At 62.6% G+C, this 18,788-nt stretch carries 15 protein-coding genes; 2 read left to right on the top strand and 13 right to left on the bottom strand.

Going from position 1 to position 18,788, the window contains the following annotated elements; translation table 11 throughout:
- Positions 1 to 36: 36 nt before the first annotated feature.
- Together ACLD1Y_RS14550 and ACLD1Y_RS14555 are read right to left on the bottom strand one after the other, a co-directional pair.
- Positions 37 to 663, bottom strand: coding sequence for a Pr6Pr family membrane protein (locus tag ACLD1Y_RS14550; protein ID WP_429478600.1), 627 nt, complete (start codon positions 661 to 663; stop codon positions 37 to 39).
- Between the two features lie 4 nt (positions 664 to 667).
- Positions 668 to 901, bottom strand: a complete 234-nt coding sequence (locus ACLD1Y_RS14555) for a VF530 family DNA-binding protein (RefSeq protein ID WP_024073644.1) — start codon at positions 899 to 901, stop codon at positions 668 to 670.
- Positions 902 to 1,051: 150 nt separating this feature from the next.
- On the opposite strand from ACLD1Y_RS14555, the gene ACLD1Y_RS14560 reads away from it, so the two are divergent.
- Positions 1,052 to 3,070, top strand: coding sequence for a TonB-dependent receptor (locus ACLD1Y_RS14560; protein WP_429478601.1), 2,019 nt, complete (start codon positions 1,052 to 1,054; stop codon positions 3,068 to 3,070).
- 472 nt (positions 3,071 to 3,542) lie between these two features.
- A complete protein-coding gene (locus tag ACLD1Y_RS14565; protein WP_429478602.1) occupies positions 3,543 to 5,960 on the top strand; it encodes a glucose/quinate/shikimate family membrane-bound PQQ-dependent dehydrogenase in 2,418 nt (805 codons plus the stop codon).
- Positions 5,961 to 6,146: 186 nt separating this feature from the next.
- Here ACLD1Y_RS14565 and ACLD1Y_RS14570 read toward each other — a convergent pair whose 3' ends face one another.
- The 11 genes from ACLD1Y_RS14570 to ACLD1Y_RS14620 form a co-directional block, all read right to left on the bottom strand.
- Positions 6,147 to 6,566 carry a group I truncated hemoglobin gene (locus tag ACLD1Y_RS14570; RefSeq protein WP_429478603.1) on the bottom strand — a complete coding sequence of 140 codons (420 nt, stop codon included), beginning with the start codon at positions 6,564 to 6,566 and terminating at the stop codon, positions 6,147 to 6,149.
- The gene (locus ACLD1Y_RS14575) at positions 6,566 to 7,429 is read right to left on the bottom strand and encodes a DUF3034 family protein (RefSeq protein WP_429478604.1); all 864 of its coding nucleotides are present in this window, start codon (positions 7,427 to 7,429) and stop codon (positions 6,566 to 6,568) included. The genes ACLD1Y_RS14570 and ACLD1Y_RS14575 overlap by 1 nt, the downstream gene beginning before the upstream one ends.
- A gap of 5 nt (positions 7,430 to 7,434) precedes the next feature.
- Entirely contained in the window at positions 7,435 to 9,783 is a 2,349-nt protein-coding gene (locus ACLD1Y_RS14580; RefSeq protein ID WP_429478606.1) for an EAL domain-containing protein, read from the bottom strand.
- Positions 9,767 to 10,450 (bottom strand): methylamine utilization protein, encoded by a 684-nt coding sequence (locus ACLD1Y_RS14585; RefSeq protein WP_429478607.1) that lies wholly within the window; start codon positions 10,448 to 10,450, stop codon positions 9,767 to 9,769. Before ACLD1Y_RS14585 ends, ACLD1Y_RS14580 begins: the two co-directional genes overlap by 17 nt.
- A 223-nt stretch (positions 10,451 to 10,673) precedes the next feature.
- Positions 10,674 to 13,010: a putative bifunctional diguanylate cyclase/phosphodiesterase gene (locus ACLD1Y_RS14590; protein WP_429478608.1), complete on the bottom strand. Its 2,337-nt coding sequence runs from the start codon at positions 13,008 to 13,010 to the stop codon at positions 10,674 to 10,676.
- A 195-nt stretch (positions 13,011 to 13,205) separates the two neighbouring features.
- Positions 13,206 to 14,378, bottom strand: a complete 1,173-nt coding sequence (locus ACLD1Y_RS14595; RefSeq protein WP_429478609.1) for an ABC transporter substrate-binding protein — start codon at positions 14,376 to 14,378, stop codon at positions 13,206 to 13,208.
- Positions 14,375 to 15,349, bottom strand: coding sequence for a CobW family GTP-binding protein (locus ACLD1Y_RS14600; protein ID WP_429478610.1), 975 nt, complete (start codon positions 15,347 to 15,349; stop codon positions 14,375 to 14,377). The genes ACLD1Y_RS14595 and ACLD1Y_RS14600 overlap by 4 nt, the downstream gene beginning before the upstream one ends.
- Before the next feature lie 108 nt (positions 15,350 to 15,457).
- Positions 15,458 to 15,751 (bottom strand): hypothetical protein, encoded by a 294-nt coding sequence (locus tag ACLD1Y_RS14605; protein WP_429478611.1) that lies wholly within the window; start codon positions 15,749 to 15,751, stop codon positions 15,458 to 15,460.
- A gap of 13 nt (positions 15,752 to 15,764) precedes the next feature.
- Positions 15,765 to 16,514 (bottom strand): SDR family NAD(P)-dependent oxidoreductase, encoded by a 750-nt coding sequence (locus ACLD1Y_RS14610; RefSeq protein WP_429478612.1) that lies wholly within the window; start codon positions 16,512 to 16,514, stop codon positions 15,765 to 15,767.
- A 136-nt stretch (positions 16,515 to 16,650) separates the two neighbouring features.
- Positions 16,651 to 17,412, bottom strand: coding sequence for an SDR family NAD(P)-dependent oxidoreductase (locus ACLD1Y_RS14615; RefSeq protein ID WP_429478613.1), 762 nt, complete (start codon positions 17,410 to 17,412; stop codon positions 16,651 to 16,653).
- A 10-nt stretch (positions 17,413 to 17,422) separates the two neighbouring features.
- On the bottom strand, positions 17,423 to 18,763 hold the full coding sequence (locus ACLD1Y_RS14620) for an MFS transporter (RefSeq protein ID WP_429478614.1): 1,341 nt from the start codon (positions 18,761 to 18,763) through the stop codon (positions 17,423 to 17,425).
- Positions 18,764 to 18,788 lie beyond the last annotated feature (25 nt).

Raw genomic sequence — 18,788 nt, forward strand, 5'->3', positions numbered from 1 at the left:
TGGTCCACCGCATTCGCGAGCAAGCCCGCTCCCACATTAATTCAGCGGTGACTTCAAGGACTTGTCCAGGCCCACCACCGCCAACGCAACCAGCACAAACCCCGCCAAAATCCCCCCGGCATTCACAAACACTTGTGGATAACCCAGGGTGCCCACGTCGATAAACGGGTACTGATACTGCCCGAGCAAATCCCCCCGCAACAGCGCATAGGCGAAATACACCAGCGGGTAAATCCCCCAGGCGCCGATGTGCTTGAGCTGCAAAGCACCCTTGGGCACGCACCGCCACCAGTAGATCAAAAACAGCACCGGCATCACGTCGTGCAGCAACTCGTCGGCGATAAATTGGAAGCCTTCGGGCTGCCACAAATGCCGCAGCAACAGGTTGTAGGCCAGGCCCACCACCACAATGCTTACTGCGATGCCGCCGCTGACCTTGGGCGCGAGAAAAAACCGCTTGGCGCTTGAGTCCCGATTGACCACGGCATAGCTCAACACCACCGCCGCCAAGGTGTTGGTCAGCACCGTGAAGAAACTGAAAAAATTGACCAGCCCGCCCAGCAGGCTGGCACCGGACTCCCAGCGCGAATAGAAAATCAGGTATTGCTGGATCGCCAGCCCCGCCCAACCGGCCAGCGCCGTTGCTGCCACGAACCGCTTCATGGGGTCAGTCCAGTGGGCGTTTGGTGCGCATCAGCTTCACGTACAACCCTTCGACTTTCTCCCGCGCCCACGGGGTTTTGCGCAAGAAAGTCAGGCTCGACTTGATGCTCGGGTCGCTTTTGAAGCAACGGATATCAATGCGCTCGGCCAGGCCCGCCCATTCGTAGTGTTCCACCAGAGTGGTGAGGACGTGTTGCAGGGTCACGCCGTGGAGAGGGTCGTTGCTTGTCGCGGTCATGCCGGGCCTATGAAAAAAGTACTCACGAAGGCGCACACCTTATCACCCCACCCACCCAGTTATAAAAAGTTCCCGTTCCCAGCGAAAAAGAGATGTTATATTGTAACTATTACTTTCAAATCTTTTCGCCGTTTTGCCAAGGAATGTCCGATGTCTCTCTCTTCTCTGTGGCGCTTGACCCCGCTTGCCGCCGCCCTGCTGATCAGCTCCGAAGCCCACGCCCTTGAGCTGCAACCCCAAGTCATCACGGGTAATCCGTTGGGTAGCGAACAGCTCGCTTCACCCACCACGGTGCTGGAAGGTGATGACCTGACCCTGCAACAAAAAGGCAGCCTGGGTGAAACCCTCAACAAGCAGCCAGGCGTGTCGTCGTCATACTTCGGCCCGGGCGCCAGCCGGCCGATCATCCGTGGCCAGGATGGCGACCGCATCCGCATCCTGCGCAACGGCGTGGGCGCGCTGGATGCGTCGTCGCTGTCCTACGACCACGCGGTGCCGCTGGACCCGGTCAACGTCGATCGCATCGAAATCGTGCGTGGCCCGGCGGCCCTGTTGTACGGCGGCAGCGCCATCGGCGGCGTGGTCAACACCTTCGACAACCGCATCCCCACAGAAGCCATCGAAGGCATCCACGGCGCCGGTGAACTGCGCTACGGCGGCGCCGACACCACCCGCAGCAGCGCGGGCAAGCTGGAAGCCGGCAACGGCACCTTTGCCCTGCACCTGGACGCCAATGCGCGGGAATTCAACGACCTGAAAATTCCTGGCCAGGCCCGCAGCCGTCACGCGCCAGAGAGCGATGACGCCCCCGGCAAAAACGGCCGCCTGGGCAACAGCGACGGGCGCCAGGACGGCGGCGCAGTGGGGGGGTCCTACACCTGGGATGACGGTTATGCCGGTTTGTCCTATAGCAGCTACGACGCCAACTACGGCTCCCCCGCCGAGCAGGACGTGCGCATCCGCATGAAGCAGGATCACTACGCCTTCGCGTCCGAGATCCGCAACCTGCAAGGCCCGTTTACCTCGGTAAAAGTCGATGCGGGTTACACCGACTACGAACACCGTGAAATTGAAGGCGGCGAGACCGGCACGATTTTCAAGAACAAAGGCTATGAAGCGCGTGTGGAAGCACGTCACCAGCCCATCGGCCCATTCGATGGCGTAGTCGGCGCCCAAGTAACCCGTAACGAATTCTCGGCCCTGGGCGAAGAAGCCTTCGTGCCGCAGACCGACACCAACGCTGGCGCGCTGTTTATCCTCGAAGAAATGCAGGCCACCGAGCGCCTCAAACTCAGCCTTGGCGGGCGCCTGGAACACACCAGCGTGGATCCGGACGCCAAAGGCAACGAACGCTTTGCCGGTGCCGATAAATCCAACGATTTCACTGCCGGCAGCCTGTCGTCGGGCGCGGTGTACACCCTCACGCCGGTCTGGTCGGTGGCCGCGACGTTGGGCTACACCGAGCGTGCGCCGACGTTCTACGAGCTGTATGCCAACGGCGCCCATGTGGCCACCGGTACCTACGAGTTGGGCGACGCTAACCTGAAAAAAGAAAAAGCCGTGTCCAGCGACCTGGCGCTGCGCTTTGACAATGGCACCCACAAGGGCAGCTTTGGCGTGTTCTACAGCCACTTCTCCAATTACATCGGCCTGCTGGGCAGTGGTCGTACGCTGAACGATGAAGGTGAAGAAGACGCAGACGGCATCCCTGAGTACAAATACTCCGGCGTACGCGCCCGTTTCGCCGGCTTCGAAGCCCAGGATCACTGGAAACTCGGCGAAGGTGCCTACGGTAAATTCGCCCTGGAGCTGTCGGGCGACTACACCCGCGCCACCAACCTGGACACCGGCGAAGCCCTGCCCCGCATCGCCCCATTGCGCTTGAACAGCGGCTTGCTGTGGGAACTGGACCGCTGGCAGGCACGCATCGACGTGGAACATGCCGCTGGCCAAGGCCGTGTGCCGGATAACGAAAGCGGCACCGATGGCTACACCACCCTGGGTGCGAGCGCGGGTTACCGCTTCAACGTGGGTGGCAGCCAGTGGCTGGCGTTTGTGAACGGGGAAAACCTGACCAACCAGACTGTGCGTTATGCCAGCTCGATCCTGCGGGATATTGCCCCTGCACCAGGCAGAAGCGTGCAATTTGGCATCCGCACCACCTTCTAACAAACACCGCCATTTTCCTGTAGAAACAGGGTTTATGTGGGAGCGGGCTTGCTCGCGAAAGCGGTGGATCAGTTGAAATATCTTTGACTGACACACCGCTTTCGCGAGCAAGCCCGCTCCCACAAAAGCCCGCTTCCGCAGGGTTTATTGCAGCGACACTTGGTCACTGTTACCAATTCAGAAATGATGCATATCGCGATTCGTCCTTTCTCTCCAAGACAACTCCCTTTATCCTTCCCGGCAACAACCTGAAACGTTTCACTCTCCCGGTCGATCCCATCTTGCCGAATCTCCGCCTTCGCAAAGACAGCGCTGTCTTACACCCCTCCGCGCCTGGGAATAAATCGCCCGCCTGTGGATAACCCCCCTTATCCCCAGAAAAACCAAATAACGCTGAACCAAGCCTGTGCCGAATCGTCATCTACAGTGAAGCACGGGGTTACATAATTCCAACGTCACGGAGAAACACACTATGAGCACTGATGGTGCTTCGAGCCAAAGCCGCCTGTTGCCCAGGCTGCTAGGCGTCTTGCTGCTGATCATGGGCCTGGCCTTGTTGGCCGGGGGTATCAAGCTGACGATGCTCGGCGGGTCGCTGTACTACCTGCTGGCGGGTATCGGCATCGCCCTGACCGGCCTGTTGCTGTTGGCGAACCACCGCGCCGCGCTGGGCCTGTACGCAGTGGTGCTGTTCGCCAGCACCGTGTGGGCCTTGTGGGAAGTGGGCCTGGACTGGTGGCAGTTGGTGCCGCGCCTGGCCCTGCTGTTTGCCTTGGGCATCGTCATGCTGCTGCCGTGGTTTCGCCGTCCGTTGCTGCGCAGCCAACCTGCACCGCTGGGCACCGGCGCGCTGAGCATCGCTGTGGTACTGGCGGGCGTTACCGCCCTGGCCAGCCAATTCACCAACCCAGGTGAAATGGTCAAGACCGGTCAACTGGACCGCGACGCTGTACCTGGCATGGCCAGCGCTGCGCCGGCTCAACCCGATGGCGACTGGAACTCCTACGGCCGCTCGGCCTTTGGTGATCGCTACTCGCCCCTGGCACAGATCACACCGCAAAACGTTAGCAAGTTGGTGCCTGCCTGGACCTACCGCACCGGCGACATCCCTGGCCCGAATGATCCAGGCGAGACCACCGCGGAAAACACCCCGCTGAAAGTCAACGGCATGCTCTATGTGTGTACTCCGCACAGTCAAGTGATTGCCCTGGACCCGGACACCGGCAAGGAAATCTGGCGCTTCGATCCGAAGATCAGCAGCATGGGCGCCGAGAACTTCAAGGGCTGGGCCCACATGACTTGCCGTGGCGTGTCGTATCACGATGACGCTGTGTACGCTTCTGAGCAGAGCCCGACCGGCAGCGCCAGCCCGGCTGCCGCGCCGACTGCCTGCCCAAAACGCATCTTCGTACCGACCGCCGACACCCGTCTGATCGCCCTGAACGCCGACACCGGCAAGATGTGCGAAGACTTCGGTGACAAAGGCCAGGTTGACCTGCGTGCCAACATCGGCAGCTTCGCCCCAGGCGGTTACTACTCCACTTCGCCACCGGCCGTGACCAAGAACCTGGTCGTGATCGGCGGTCACGTGACCGACAACGTCTCCACCGACGAGCCAAGCGGCGTGATCCGCGCGTTCGACGTACACACCGGCAAGCTGGTGTGGAACTGGGACAGCGGCAACCCGGACGACACCACCCCGTTGGCCGAGGGCAAAACCTACACCCGCAACTCGCCGAACATGTGGTCCATGTTCGCCGTGGATGAAAAACTCGGCACCCTGTACCTGCCGATGGGCAACCAGATGCCTGACCAATATGGCGGCGACCGTACCGAAGACTCGGAACGCTACAGCGCCGGCCTGACCGCCCTGGACATCGACAGCGGCCACGTGAAATGGACCTTCCAGTTCACGCACCATGACCTGTGGGACATGGACGTAGGCGGCCAGCCAACCCTGATCGACATCAAGACCGCTGACGGCGTGAAGCAAGCGGTAATGGCATCGACCAAGCAAGGCAGCATCTACGTGCTGGACCGCAGCAACGGCAAGCCGGTAGTGCCGATCAACGAAATCCCTGTACCGCAAGGCGCAGTGGCCGGTGATCACACCTCCCCGACCCAACCCAAGTCCGACCTGAACTTCATGCCGCCGCCGTTGAAAGAACGCGACATGTGGGGCGTGACCCCGTTCGACCAACTGATCTGCCGGATCGACTTCAAGTCGATGCGCTATGACGGCCCGTTCACCCCGCCGTCGCTGCAAGGCTCGATCGTGTACCCAGGTAACTTCGGCGTGTTCGACTGGGGCGGCATCTCCGTCGACCCGGTACGCCAGATTGCCTTCGTCAACCCAAGCTACATGGCGTTCAAGTCCAAGCTGATCCCGGCTGCCGACATTGCCAAACAAGGCCCACGGGTCAGCGAAACCGAAGGCGTACAGCCGAACAAAGGCGCACCGTACGGTGTGATCCTCGAAGCGCTGCTGTCGCCACTGGGCCTGCCGTGCCAGGCGCCGGCCTGGGGTTATGTGGCAGCGGTCGACCTGACCAACCACCAAACCATCTGGATGCACAAGAACGGCACCGTGCGCGACAGCTCGCCGGTTCCGATCCCGCTGACCATGGGCGTACCTAGCCTGGGCGGTACGTTCACCACCGCCGGTGGCGTGTCGTTCCTCAGCGGCACCCTGGACCAGTACCTGCGTGCCTACGACGTGAAAAACGGCAAGCAACTGTGGGAAGGCCGCCTGCCAGCAGGCGCGCAAACCACACCGATGACCTACACCGGCAAGGACGGCAAGCAATACGTGCTGGTCGTGGCGGGTGGTCATGGTTCCCTGGGTACCAAGCAGGGTGACTATGTGATGGCGTTTAAACTGCCGGATTAAGCTTTACTGGCGGTCATAAAAAGGCGGCGACCCTCAACAGGTCGCCGCCTTTTTCATTTACAACGCAGATCAAAATGTGGGAGCGGGCTTGCTCGCGAATGCGGTGTGTCAGTCAAAGCATCTGTTACTGATCCACCGCATTCGCGAGCAAGCCCGCTCCCACATTTGAACCTCATTGTCTGGGGGTCAGTGTTCGATCACTTCACCGCGCATCACCGCCAACCGGGCAATCAGGCGATTTTGTACGGGCACCGAGATGCCCTCTTGATCCATCGCCTTGATCAAGTCTTCCACCAGCGCATTGAAGTCACTGCGGCTCACGTTCTGCCCCTTGTGACTCTCCGCCATGCTATCCCCGGTATAAGTGCACGGCCCGCCCGCTTCCACACAGAACTGCTCGATCAATTTGTTGCGCAGGCGCTGGATATCAATACGCCGAAAACGCTCAACGATGCGCTCATCACGGGCGATGTTGAGCAACATGCCTTCAACAATCCGCGTGATGCCGGGCATGGCGCCGAGGTCGCGGTACAGGCTGTCATCCTTCGGCGGTTGCTGGGCACAGGCGCTGAGCAACAAAACCAATACGGCGGGTAGCAAACGCATCAGAAACTCCCCTGCACAGACAAGTAGGTGCCGTTCTGATTATCCAGCGTGGCGATTTCCCCTAGGCGTGCGTAGGCCAATACAAACGACACATGCTTGTTCGGGAAGTAGCCGACAAACACATCGGCCCAATCGCTCTCACCGGCAAACGACAGGTTGTCGGGCTTTTCGCGGTACTCCACGCCCAGCGCCCAGCGCGGGTTGAACAGCACCGCCACCGAGCCCTCCTTGAGCAGGCTGCGGCTGTCACGGCGGTCGCCGCCAAAGCCGAGCAAGCCGGTTTCATTGGCGCGGCTGTAGCGCAGGCTGCCGTTGACCAGCACGTTGTAACCAAAGGCCGCGCCCATGAACAGGCGACTGGCGGCGAGGTAGCCTTCGACGTCGCTGTCGCGTTTGGCGCCCACGAGGTTGGGGATGTCGAAGTTGGTCTGGTGCTTGTACTCCAGCCCCAATGAAACCTGGGGCAAGGCGTCATAGATCACATCGCCAAACAGGCGCACCTTGAGGCCGAGCACGTCCTGGCCGAGGTTGTCTTCAGGCAGGTTGAGCGTGTGCACCAGGGTGCCGAGGTCGAAGCGCTGGCGGGCAAAAGACACTTCGACCCGGTTGTCATACGCCAGCGCCAGCCCGGCCACATCGAGCCGGTAGTCCGGCAGGTTAACCGTGGTGGCGAACGCCGTGGCGCCCCACTCATGTTGTTCGCCGTAACCAGCCAGTACTGCCCACGGCGTGATGCCGCCGCCCGCCGCGCCTTCAAGGCTGCTGGCGCCGCCAGTGGCGATCAGGCGGCCGTTATCGGCCCACGCCGTTTGCAAGGTCAGTGCACCCAGGCAACCGATCAGAAAAGAAAAACGCACGCTCATGCCACTCAATGAACCAGGGAAGTTTGCGCACTGAGGGGCAACGCCACCCAGGCTTCGAAAGCGTCGGCGCTCAAGGGCCGACTGATCAGGTAACCCTGGGCCGTGTCGCACTGCCAGCGCTCCAGCAGGCGCAGGCTGTGGGCGTATTCAACGCCCTCGGCGACCACCTTGAGGCCCAGGTTGTGGCTCATCTCGATGGTGGAGCGCACGATCACCGCGTCTTCACTGGTTTCATCGAGGTTGCGCACAAAGGATTGGTCGATCTTCAACTCTTGCACCGGCAGGCGCTTGAGGTGCGCCAGCGACGAATAACCGGTGCCGAAGTCATCCACCGACAGGCTGATGCCGCAGTCGCGCAGCAGGTGCAGGACTTTCAGGGCTTTTTCCGGCTCGCGCATCACCGCGCTTTCGGTGATCTCGAACAGCAGTTGTTCGGCGGGCAGGCCATAGCGACGCAACAACGCCGAGACCCGATGGGCCAGTTCGTCGCCGAGCAAATCATCGGCCGAGATGTTCAGCGACAGTTGCAGGTACAGGCCGCGCCGGTTCCATTCGCACAGTTGGCGAATGCCCTCCTCGATCACCCACTGGGTCAGCAATTGAATGCTGCCTGAACGTTCGGCGAGGGGGATGAATTCTGCCGGCGAGACCATGCCGAACTGCGGATGCTGCCAACGCAGCAGGGCTTCGGCCTGGCGTACATGGCCTTGGCGGATGTCCAGCTTGGGCTGGTAGTGCAGCAGCAACTGGCCCTGATTCGGCGCGTGGCGCAGGTCGCGGATCAGGGTGATTTGCCGGCGGTGCGCAAGGTCGCGGCCCTGCTCGTAGACCTGCAGGCGGCCAGGCATCTGTGCGGCATCTTTCATGGCGATGGCTGCGCGTTCCAACAGGGTGTGGGCGCTTTCGCCATCGGCCGGGTAAGCCGCAATGCCCAGGCGGCAGTCCAGCGCCAGGTCATGCCCGTTGATGCGTTGGGGGCGCAGCAGCAGTTGTTGCAGCTGGTCGGCCATGCCCACCGCTTCGTCGCTGCCGGCGCCATCGAGCAATAGCAGGAACTCATCGGCAATCAAGTGGGCCAGGGTATCGCCGGGGCGCAGCGCGGCTTGCAGGCGCCGGCTGATGCCCAGCAGCAGTTGGTCAACCGCATCGAGCCCGGCGGTTTCGCTGGCGGCGCGCAGGTTGTCGATGCCCAGGTAGATCACCGCCACGGGCCGTTGGAGCGCAATGGCACTGCCCAGGCGCTCCATCGCCAGCGCACGATTGGGCAGGCCGGTAAGGCGATCATGCAGGGCGTTATGGGCCAGTTGATGCTCACGCTCGGCGATGCCGCTTTGCATGGAATTGACCGCATGGGCCAAGCGCCCCAGTTCATCGCTGCGTTCCAGCAAAACTGGGGTCTGGTAGTCACCCTGGCCGATGCGCTCGGCCGCCAGCGCCAGCGCCTGCACCGGGCGCGACACGCCGCGGGCCAACAACAAGGCGCCGATCAACGAGGCCAACAGCGCGATCAGGGCAATGCCGAGGATCTTTTCATCCAGTGGCACAAAGGCCTGCATCGCTGCATCCAAGGGGCTTTGCAGCAGCGCCAGCACTTGGCCTTGGTCGTCACTGGCAAGTACCAGGGACTGGCTGAGAAAGCTGTGCTCCAAGTGCTCGGTGGTGGCCACGCCACGGCGGCCAGAGTCTGCGCGCATCAACGCAATGATGCTGTCGCGCAGCAACGCAGGCTGGGTGCTGACCAACTCGCCAGGCTGCTGGCCGTCAATCGCCAGGAACGACACCTGCAGGTTGCTCAACCCATGCAGTTCTTCGGCGAAGGCTGCGTCCATGCTGAACCCCATCACTACCCGCGCAATCGGCAGCGGCGCCAGCACGGGCGCTTCCACCAGCAGGTGCGGCTGGCCTTGCAGCGGCACCATCAACATGGCCTGGCGATTGCGCCGTGCGTCACGCAGGGCCTGGTCGAAGCGAAAGATGGAGCCCTCGGGCACTGCCTCCAGGGTGCTGGCCAGGACCTTGCCATCCATGCCCAACAAGATCATGTCGCTGGCATTGATGCGGCGGCCATGGTTGAGCAGCACCGAGCGCATCGTCGCCGAGTCGCCGCTGGCCACTGCATCGCGAAAACCGAAATCTGCCGCCAGCAGTTGCACGCCATCGGCCAGGCGTCGACCACGCACGTCCAGCAAGCGTTCGAACACCCGCGCGCCGACATCCAGTTGCGCCTTGGCCTGACTGCGCACGGCGTCGCCCGTTGCGGCTTTCACGCTGAAGTACAGCGCGCCGATCACCACCAGCAACAGCAGGATCAGCACACTGGCGACACGCGCCTGGAAACTACTGCGCAGTTTCACGGGCAGCTCGGTTGAAGGCATCGCCAAAGGCCGTCGGTGTAGGGGTGGGTGGCAAGTCGGCGGACGGTGGCTCCAGGCTCAGCTGCACGGCGTGGCTCAGCCCCGCCGCCGGAATGTTCAGCGTGCCGCCGTCCCGCGGTTGCATGCCGGCCAATTGCGGGTGCCACAGGGTGACGTGGTAGGCGCCGGCCGGCAGGTCGGCCAGGCGCACGCGGCCCTGGGCATCGCTGACGCCGAAGCGTGGGTCGTCGGTGACGTAGATGTAGCCGAGCATCCAGTCGTGGATATTGCAGCCGAGCACCACCACGCCGGGCTTGTCGAACAGCAGCGGGTCGGTAGGTGTGCCTTCGTACAGGCGCAGTTCAAAGCGCTTGGCCGCCGAAAACGAATAGACCTGGTGACGGATATTGTCGCTGTTGGGGAAGCGCACCTGGGTGCCGGTGTGAACCGCCAGCACATGGGGCGCGAATTTCTGGCCGCGTTGGTCCATGTCGGCCTTGAGCGTTCCGACCGGCGCACCGACCGGGCCTTGCAGGGTCACCACGGCGTCGCTGACCGGCGTCTGGTCGGCCTGGCGCAGCACCACGTCGAGGGTCGCCGCGCGCGCCAGGTCATGGGCCGAGAGCATCAAAGCAGCAAAGGAAAGTTGCAGGAAAATCCGATTCATCAAGGGTCCGCGCGGCAATAGAAAAATAGGCGGCCTGCCTTGGCACTGAAACTTAAGCAATGCGTGTCACGACGTAGATGATGACGCAAGCAAGGCAAATTGCCATCATTGATTTTAGCGTAAAGCCTGACCGTTGGTCGGCTAAAACCTATGCAACCGGTCAAGGTATGTAGAGCTTATCGGCGCAGCCCAAAGAATCTGTAGCCGCGCAAAAGGCCTTTTTCTAGAGCGGCACCCGCTCACGGCGCATCCACATCTCGAAGGCCATGGCGTTCAACGGCCGGCTGATGAGATAGCCCTGGGCGGTATCGCACTTCCACTGCTTGAGCAGCTTCAGGCTCGGCGCGAACTCCACGCCTTCGGCCACCACCCGCAGGCCCAGGTTATGGCTCATTTCGATGGTGGAGCGCACGATCACCCCGTCGCCGCTGGTGCTGTCGAGGTTGCGCACAAAGGATTGGTCGATCTTCAATTCCTGCACCGGCAGGCGCTGCAATTGCGCCAAGGACGAGTAGCCGGTGCCAAAGTCGTCCACCGACAGGCTGATGCCACAGCCCCGCAGTTGCTCCAGCACGCTGAGAGCCTGTTGCGGGTTGTGCATGATCGCGCTTTCGGTGATCTCGAAGATCAGTTGCTCAGCCTCCACCTGGTACTGCATCAACAAAGCAGTGACGTGCACCGCCAGATCATCATTGGCCAGGTCGTCCACGGAGATGTTCACCGACAGCTGGATAAGCATGCCGCGCTGCGCCCACTCGCCGATCTGGCGGATGGCTTCTTCGATCACCCAAAGGGTCAGGCTGGCCATGCTGCCGGTACGTTCGGCCAAGGGGATAAATTCGGCAGGCGACACCAGCCCCAGGGTTGGGTGCTGCCAGCGCAGCAAGGCTTCGGCTTGGCGCACATGGCCGTGCTTGAGGTCGAGCTTGGGCTGGTAGCACAGGTACAACTCGCCTTCGACGGCGGCGCGGCGCAGGTCGCGGATCAACGTAATCTGACGTTGGTGGGCCAGGTCGCGGTCCTGCTGGTAGATCTGCAAGTGCCCCGGCAGGCTCGCTGCGTCATGCCGGGCGATGGCGGCGCGGCTGATCAACTCTTCGACCTGTTGGCCGTCATCGGGGTACGCGGCAATGCCGATGCTCACTTCATGGCGCACTTCGTCGTTGCCGATACGCTGGGGCTCGGTGAGCAGTGCGTAGAGGCGGTCGGCGCGGGCGACGGCGCGGTCGATCTCGGTATTTTCCAACAACACCAGAAACTCGCTGCCGGCGATACGCGCTGCGGTGTCGCTGGCCAACAGGCTCATGGACAGGCAGCGGCTGGCTTCGCGCAGCATCTCCTCGACACCCTCGGGGCCGAAGCCTTCGTTGATCACCCGGTAGTTTTCGATCCCCAGGTACAACAACACCACCGGCCGGCGCGCGCTGATCGCACTGCCCAGGCGCTCCATGGCCAGGGCGCGATTGGGCAGGCCGGTGAGCGGGTCATGCAAGGCGTTATGGGCCAGTTGCCGTTCGCGCACGGCGATACCGCTTTGCATGGCGTTGAAGGCGCGGGCCAGTAGGCCGAACTCGTCGTGGCTGCGCACCCGCACCGGCGAGCGGTAGTCACCGGCACCGATGCGCTCGGCGGCCTGCACCAACGCGTTCAGCGGGCGCGACACCCGTCGGGCCAAAAACAACGCACCGGCCAACGACACCACCAGCACCGCCAGGGCAATCCCGAGGAACTGCCGGTCCAGCGGCGCAAAGGATTCCAGGGCATGGTCCAGCGGGCTTTGCAGCAACACCCGCACGTCATCGCCGTCGCCGGTATTGGCCAGCGGCAACACTTGGCTGAGCACGCGTTGGCCATAGAACAGGTTGATCTGCGCATCGGGGTCGATGTGTTGATTGCGCAGTAGGCTGACAAGGGTGGCTTGGTACGCATCGGGGTGAGTGCTGTACAGCGGGCCGGGCTGGCCGTTTTGTACGCTGAGGAAGGACACCTCCAGGTTGCTCATGGAGCGCAGTTCATCGGCGAACAGTTTGTCCATGGGAAAGCCCATCACAACGCGTGCAATGGGCATCGGGTCGAGCACTTCATCCTGCACCAACAGATAGGGGCGCCCATCCATGGCCACGATCAGCATCTGCAGGCCACTGCGCCGCGCTTGGCGCAGGGCCTCGCCATAGGGGAACGACTGACCGCGGGTAAACACCGGCAACGTGCTGACCACGACCTTGCCGTCCAGGCCCAGCACAAAGACTTCACTGGCGCGGATACCGGTGCCGTGGCGACGCAACGCGGCCAGGATCGGCACGGTCTTGCCTTCGGCCACGGCCTGTTTAAAGGGAATATCGACGGTGAGCCAGTCCAGCCCGTATTGCAGGCGGCGCCCACGCAGGTCCAGCAGGCGCTCGAACACTTGTGTGCCGGTTTTCAGTTGGACTTGCGCCTGGTTTTCCACGGCGCGGGTGGTGGCGGTTTTCACCGCGAAATACGTGGCGGCAACCACCACCAGCAGCAGCAACGCCAGCACCCCGGCAATCCGGGTTTGGAACGTGTGGCGCCACCTCATTGCAGCGCCTCTGGGCAGCGCCCGCCGCTCTGTGCCACTCCGTCCCTTCGTCATATGCATTCCTGGCAGCCTGACCAACCGTCAAAAAAATATCCATTTGAATTGAATATTCGGTTTGAGCAGATTAGCTGGGACAAGCCATATGTGCACCCAATAAAACCGGGGATTTTACTGCCATTTTATTGGCGACAAGCTTCAGCCGCGCGCCCGCATAAAGTCGCCCCAACGCCGCACCAGGTAGTTGTGCTCGTCCATCACCGAGTTCCATACCGCGATATGCCCCATGCGCTGTTCATAGGAGCCGCCGTCGCGCACTTCGCCGATATCGATCAGCGGCAAACCATCGCTGCCCAGCAACTCTTCGCGGGCAGGTTTGCCGGCGTACCAGTAGTCCCACTCGGCGCTGCTGAGGTGGTCACGGCTGCGGGCAGGGTTGCCGATGTAGTAACCCTGGCGGGCCATCACCGCACCGGGCCAGCCCGACAGCCACCAGTTGAGATAGGCATACGCCGCATCCAGCACCGGGCCTTGGGCATGCCGGGACAGCGACAAGCCGCCAAACCAGGCGCGATAGCCTTCACGGGGCACCGCCAAGCGGTATTTGACCCCGGCACGGTGCAGGCGCATTAGGGTCGGCGACCACAGGCTCTGGATATCGATGCTGGGGCTGAGCATCAATTGTGCGGCCTCTTCGTCATCGGACCAGAACGCGGCGAAGTGGCCTTCTTTCTGTTTGCGCACGAGGATATCGGCGAGCACGTCGATCTCTTCGATGCTCATGTTGCCGATGTCCTTGAACTGCGCCAACCCCGCGCCCTGCACCGCCAGCGCGGCATCCAAAGCACCGATGGCGGCGTCGCTTTGCAGGGCGGTGCGCGCACTCCAGGCGGGGTCCAGCAGCCAGCCCCAGCTTTCATTGCCGTGGCAAAAACCTTCGGGCAAACGCTCGGGGCGGTAGGCGAAGCTGTCGGCGTTATGGGTCAGGGGCAGCATGCTGATGCGCTCGGTGACCGTGCTGGCGAGGCTGCCATCGTGCTGCACGAACAGGCGCTCGCTGGGCACGCTGCCGCTGCCCAGACGGTCGTTGGGCGACAGGCGGCCGCGCTTGGGCAGGTCATTGATCTCGTGCCACAGCGCAATGCGCCGGGTGTCGATGGGTTGGATCGCCCGCGCTGGCCACACAAAGTCGACGTTGTGGAACCATTGGTCATACAGGTCATAGCTGTCGGGTTGCATCACGGCGATGCGCTGGGCCTGCTCGACGTCATGCACCTGGTACACCAGGCGAATGCCCAGTTCTTGTTCGGCACGTACACGCAAACATTCAAGCAGGGTCACGGAGGTGCCGAGCACACGCAGTGTGATCATGCCGCGAACCGCCGCGAGAACACTTCAAACGAGCGGCGCAACACCACCGGGTCAAGGCCACGCAGGATAAACACCAGGCGCGATTGACGGTCACTGCCCGGCCAGGCCGGCAAATGGACCGGTGCATGCAGGCAATGCTGCACGCCATGGATGACGATGGGGGCGTTACTAGCGTTCACGTTGAGCAGTCCTTTGACCCGGAGGATTCGTTCGCCGTGGCATCTTAACAGCATCGACAGCCACACCCCGAAGCCAACCCAATCCAACGGCTGATCGAAGGTCAGGCAGCACACTTGCGCGGTGCCGTGGGTGGCGGTGGTGGGTTGATGCAGCTGCCAGCGGCTGACTTCAACGGCGGGTTCGGCACTGCGCAGGCCTTCGCCGAGCAGCAGTTGGTCGCCGCTATGGATGTCCTGGGTGTTGAGGATCGGCGTACCGGCGTTCAGCGCTTGCAAGTGCGTACGCAGCACCGTGCAATCGCCCGCCAGGTCGGTCTTGCTCAGCAGCAGGCGATCCGCTGCGGCCACCTGGGCCAGCCATTCCGGGTGCAGGCGTTCTTGCAGGGCCGCGTGGCTGGCGTCCACCAGGGTAATCACCAGGCCAATATGGAAGCGCCCGCGCAGTTGCACGTCGTTGTTCAAGGTAGCGAGGATCGGCGCCGGATCGGCCAGGCCGGTGGTTTCCAAAATCACCCGTTTGAACGCCGGAATTTCACCGCGTTCGCGGCGTTGCAGCAGCCCCAGCAGCGCGTCCTTCAACTCGCCGCGAATCGAGCAACACACGCAGCCGCTGGGCAGCAACACGGTGTCGGGGGCGACTTCTTCCACCAACAGGTGGTCGATACCGACATCGCCGAATTCGTTGATCAACAGTGCAGTGTCACCGAGGCTTTCGCCTTGCAGCAGACGCTTGAGCAAAGTGGTCTTGCCGCTGCCGAGGAAGCCGGTGATGACATTAAGGGCGATGCTCATAGTCGTTTCCCATTGTGGCGAGGGAGCTTGCTCCCGCTGGGCTGCGTAGCGGCCCCAAAAACTTGGGAGCGCTGCGCACTCCAGCGGGAGCAAGCTCCCTCGCCACAGTCAGTGTTCAAGGTGGTCGAGCAGTTTGGGGTCGAGGGGATCCAACGGTCGGCCAAGCATGGTTTCGGCGGCCTGCCAGAGCTGATCCAACCCACTGGCCAGTGCCTGTTTGCCGGTGGCGCCGAGCAACAGATAAGAGGCGCCCTGAAAGTCCTCGACCTTGAGCCGGAACACCGCCAACACCTGGTTGATCGCCGCAATCCGGCGCAGCCGTTCGCGGCGCCTGGGCAACTCATCGCCCAAAGGGTCGCTCCAGTGCAGGTCTTCGCCGAGCAGTCCGCAGAGTCCGCACATGGCTACACCTCGCTCATGGCATGACATCGCCGGAGTTCGGGCCCAGGGTCTGGCCAACGAACAGGTTGCCGCCCGGCTCACTGGCCAGCAGCACAGCGGTGGGCGCCACTTCATCGGCCAGGCCGAAACGGCCCAGGGGCAGCTCCTTGGCCTTGGCGCGTTTCCAGTCGTCGCTGATGCCGCCCACCAGCGGCGTTTCAATCGGGCCTGGGGCGATGGCGTTGACCAGCACATTGTCCTTGGCCACTTCCAGGGCCAGGGATTTAGTGAAGCCGATCACCCCGGCCTTGGCGGCGGCGTAGTGGGTGAGCTCGGCGCCGCCTTTGATGCCTAGCTGGGACGCGACATTAATGATTCGCCCCCAGCGCTGCGCGAGCATGTGGGGCAAGGCGCGCTGGCTGGCGATGAATACGCTGGTGAGGTCGACGCGCAGCATGTCGTTCCACATCTCGAGGGTGAGGTCCACGCAACGCGCCTGGGTGAGCATGCCGGCGTTATTGACCAGGATGTCGATGCCGCCGAAGTGTTCGACGCATTTATCCACACTGGCTTGGGCGCCTTCGACGGTGCCTACATCGCCCAGGCACTCGAAGACCTCGGCACCGAGGTTACGGCAGGTGATCGCGGTTTCGGCGAGGCTGGCGGCGTTGCGGTCGGCCAGCACCAGCCGTGCGCCTTCGGCGGCGTAGGCACGGGCGATGGCGGCACCGATGCCGCTGCCGGCGCCGGTGATGACGGCGCGGCGGTTAGAAAGTTGAGGCATGTAAATTCTCCTGGATCAAACACAGATCCAATGTGGGAGCGGGCTTGCTCGCGAATGCGGTGTGTCAGTCACCATTGATTTATCTGAACCACCGCTTTCGCGAGCAAGCCCGCTCCCACATTTGGACCCCGTACATTCAGTCCGGCCAGCGCACGGTCAGGCCGCCGTCGATGACGATGCTTTGCCCGGTCAAATAACTCGACGCCTCACTGGTCAAAAACTGCACCAACGACGCCACTTCATCCGCCCGCCCTACCCGGCCCAGCGGAATCGCTCGCGCCGCTTTCGCCAGCCCCTCAGGCCCCAGCGAGTTCTTCGCATCCAAGGATTGGGGCGTCTCGATCAACCCCGGGATCACCGCATTGCAGCGGATGCCCTTGGCCGCCAACTCCACCGCCAGCGAGCGGCACAACCCCGGCACACCGGCCTTGGCCGCCGCGTAGTGGCTGTGTTCCTGCCAGCCATACACACCACCGGCAATCGATGAGATCGCCACCAGCGCGCCGCCTTCGTTCATATGCCGGGTGGCCGCACGGAAGGTGCGCATCACCCCCGTCAGGTCGACATTGAGCATCTCGTCCCACAGTGCGTCGGTCATCTCCAACAGCGGCGCACGGCGCAGCAAGCCGGCGTTGGCCACGGCGTAATCGAGGCGACCAAAGTGCTGCACGGCTTGTTCGGCCAGGGCATCCACCGAGTCGGTATTGCCCACGTCCAGCGGCAGCATCAGGCATTCGCCGCCGGCTTCTTCCACCATCGCGACGGTGGTTTGCGGGTCATGGGGGTCGGTCGGGTAATACCCGCCGACCACCGCCACACCGTTGCGCGCATAGGCCACGGCGAGGGCTTGGCCGATGCCGCTGGCGGCACCGGTAATCAAGGCAACTTTACGGCTCATCACACACTCCTTACTGAACGGTTTCCGGGCGCACATGGCGCGCAGCAAACATCAACATGCCGGACAAGAAGCACGGCACCGCGCCGAACCACAGCGCAGCGGTCTGCCAGTCGCTGCCGGCGGACAGCACCTGGGTGGCACCAAAACCTGCGACCACCGCACCAATCGGGCCCATGGCATGGATGATTGCGCCGCCAGTGGCACGGATGCTGGTGGGGAAGCTTTCGCTGATAAAAAACAGTGCCGCCGAGTACGGCCCGATCAGGAAGAACAGGCCCAGGCTGTACAGCCCCACCACCATCGCCATATTGCTTGGGCCAAACAGCATGCCGGCGAATGCCAGGCCGCCGAGCATCCAACCCAGGCCGATCACGTTGCGACGGCCGATCTTGTCACCCATCCAGCCGTGGCTGAGGTAGCCGCAGTAACCCACCAGGTTCGACAGCACGAGGATGATCAGCGAGTTCTCGAACGAGATGTGGTGCACGCTGACGATCACCGAAGTGCCCAACACGCTGAACACTTGGATCGCTGCCCAGTTGAGCAACAGCGCCGCACCAATCACCAAGGTGGCACGGCGCGCCGGGCCACGGAACGCGGCTTTAAGGCCCGCCTTGCTGTGTTCGTCGTAGTCCACGCCATAGGTGACGGCAACGTTTTGCGCTTCGGTGACCGCGCCGCTTTTGCGCAGTTGGCTGATGCGTTGGTGGATCTGGAACTGCGGGCTCTCCTTGAGCTTGCGCGCCATGATCGCGATCACCACCGCCGGGATCGCGGCGAAGATAAAGCAACCCTGCCAACCGATGATCGGCAACAGCAGCGCGGTCAAACCGGCAGCAATCAACGCACCCACCGGCCAGCCGCCCTGCACCAGGCTGTAGATAAAGCCGCGACGCTTGGTCAGGCGCGGGTCTTCGGAGGCGCCATACAGCTCGGTCAAATAGGTGGCATTGACGGTTTCCTCGGCGTAACCCAGGCCGCCCAGCGAACGGATCAGAATCAGCGGCGACTTGCCCCACGCGCCGCCGATCGCTGTCAGTGCCGAGCACAGTGCAGAACCGGCCACGGTGAAAATGATGCCTTTGCGGCGCCCCAACTTATCGACGATAGGGCCGATGGCCAGGGCAACCACGGCGGTACCCACCGCCACCCAGGTCGCGATCTCGGCTTGCTCCACTTCACCCCAACCAAAGTGCCGGCCGATCTCCGGCAGCAAGGTGCCAAACAGAATGAAGTCATACACCGCAAACACCCAGGCGAAAAACGCGATCCAGGTGGCAAAACGCACTTCCTTGGAGGTGAGTTGCCGGGGTTTCCAGCCAGTCAGGTCAAGCTTGTTGTAGATGGACATGAGTCGCGCCTCGGGGGTGGGGGCA

The organism is Pseudomonas sp. 18175 (genome assembly GCF_050432925.1).
Lineage (GTDB): Bacteria > Pseudomonadota > Gammaproteobacteria > Pseudomonadales > Pseudomonadaceae > Aquipseudomonas.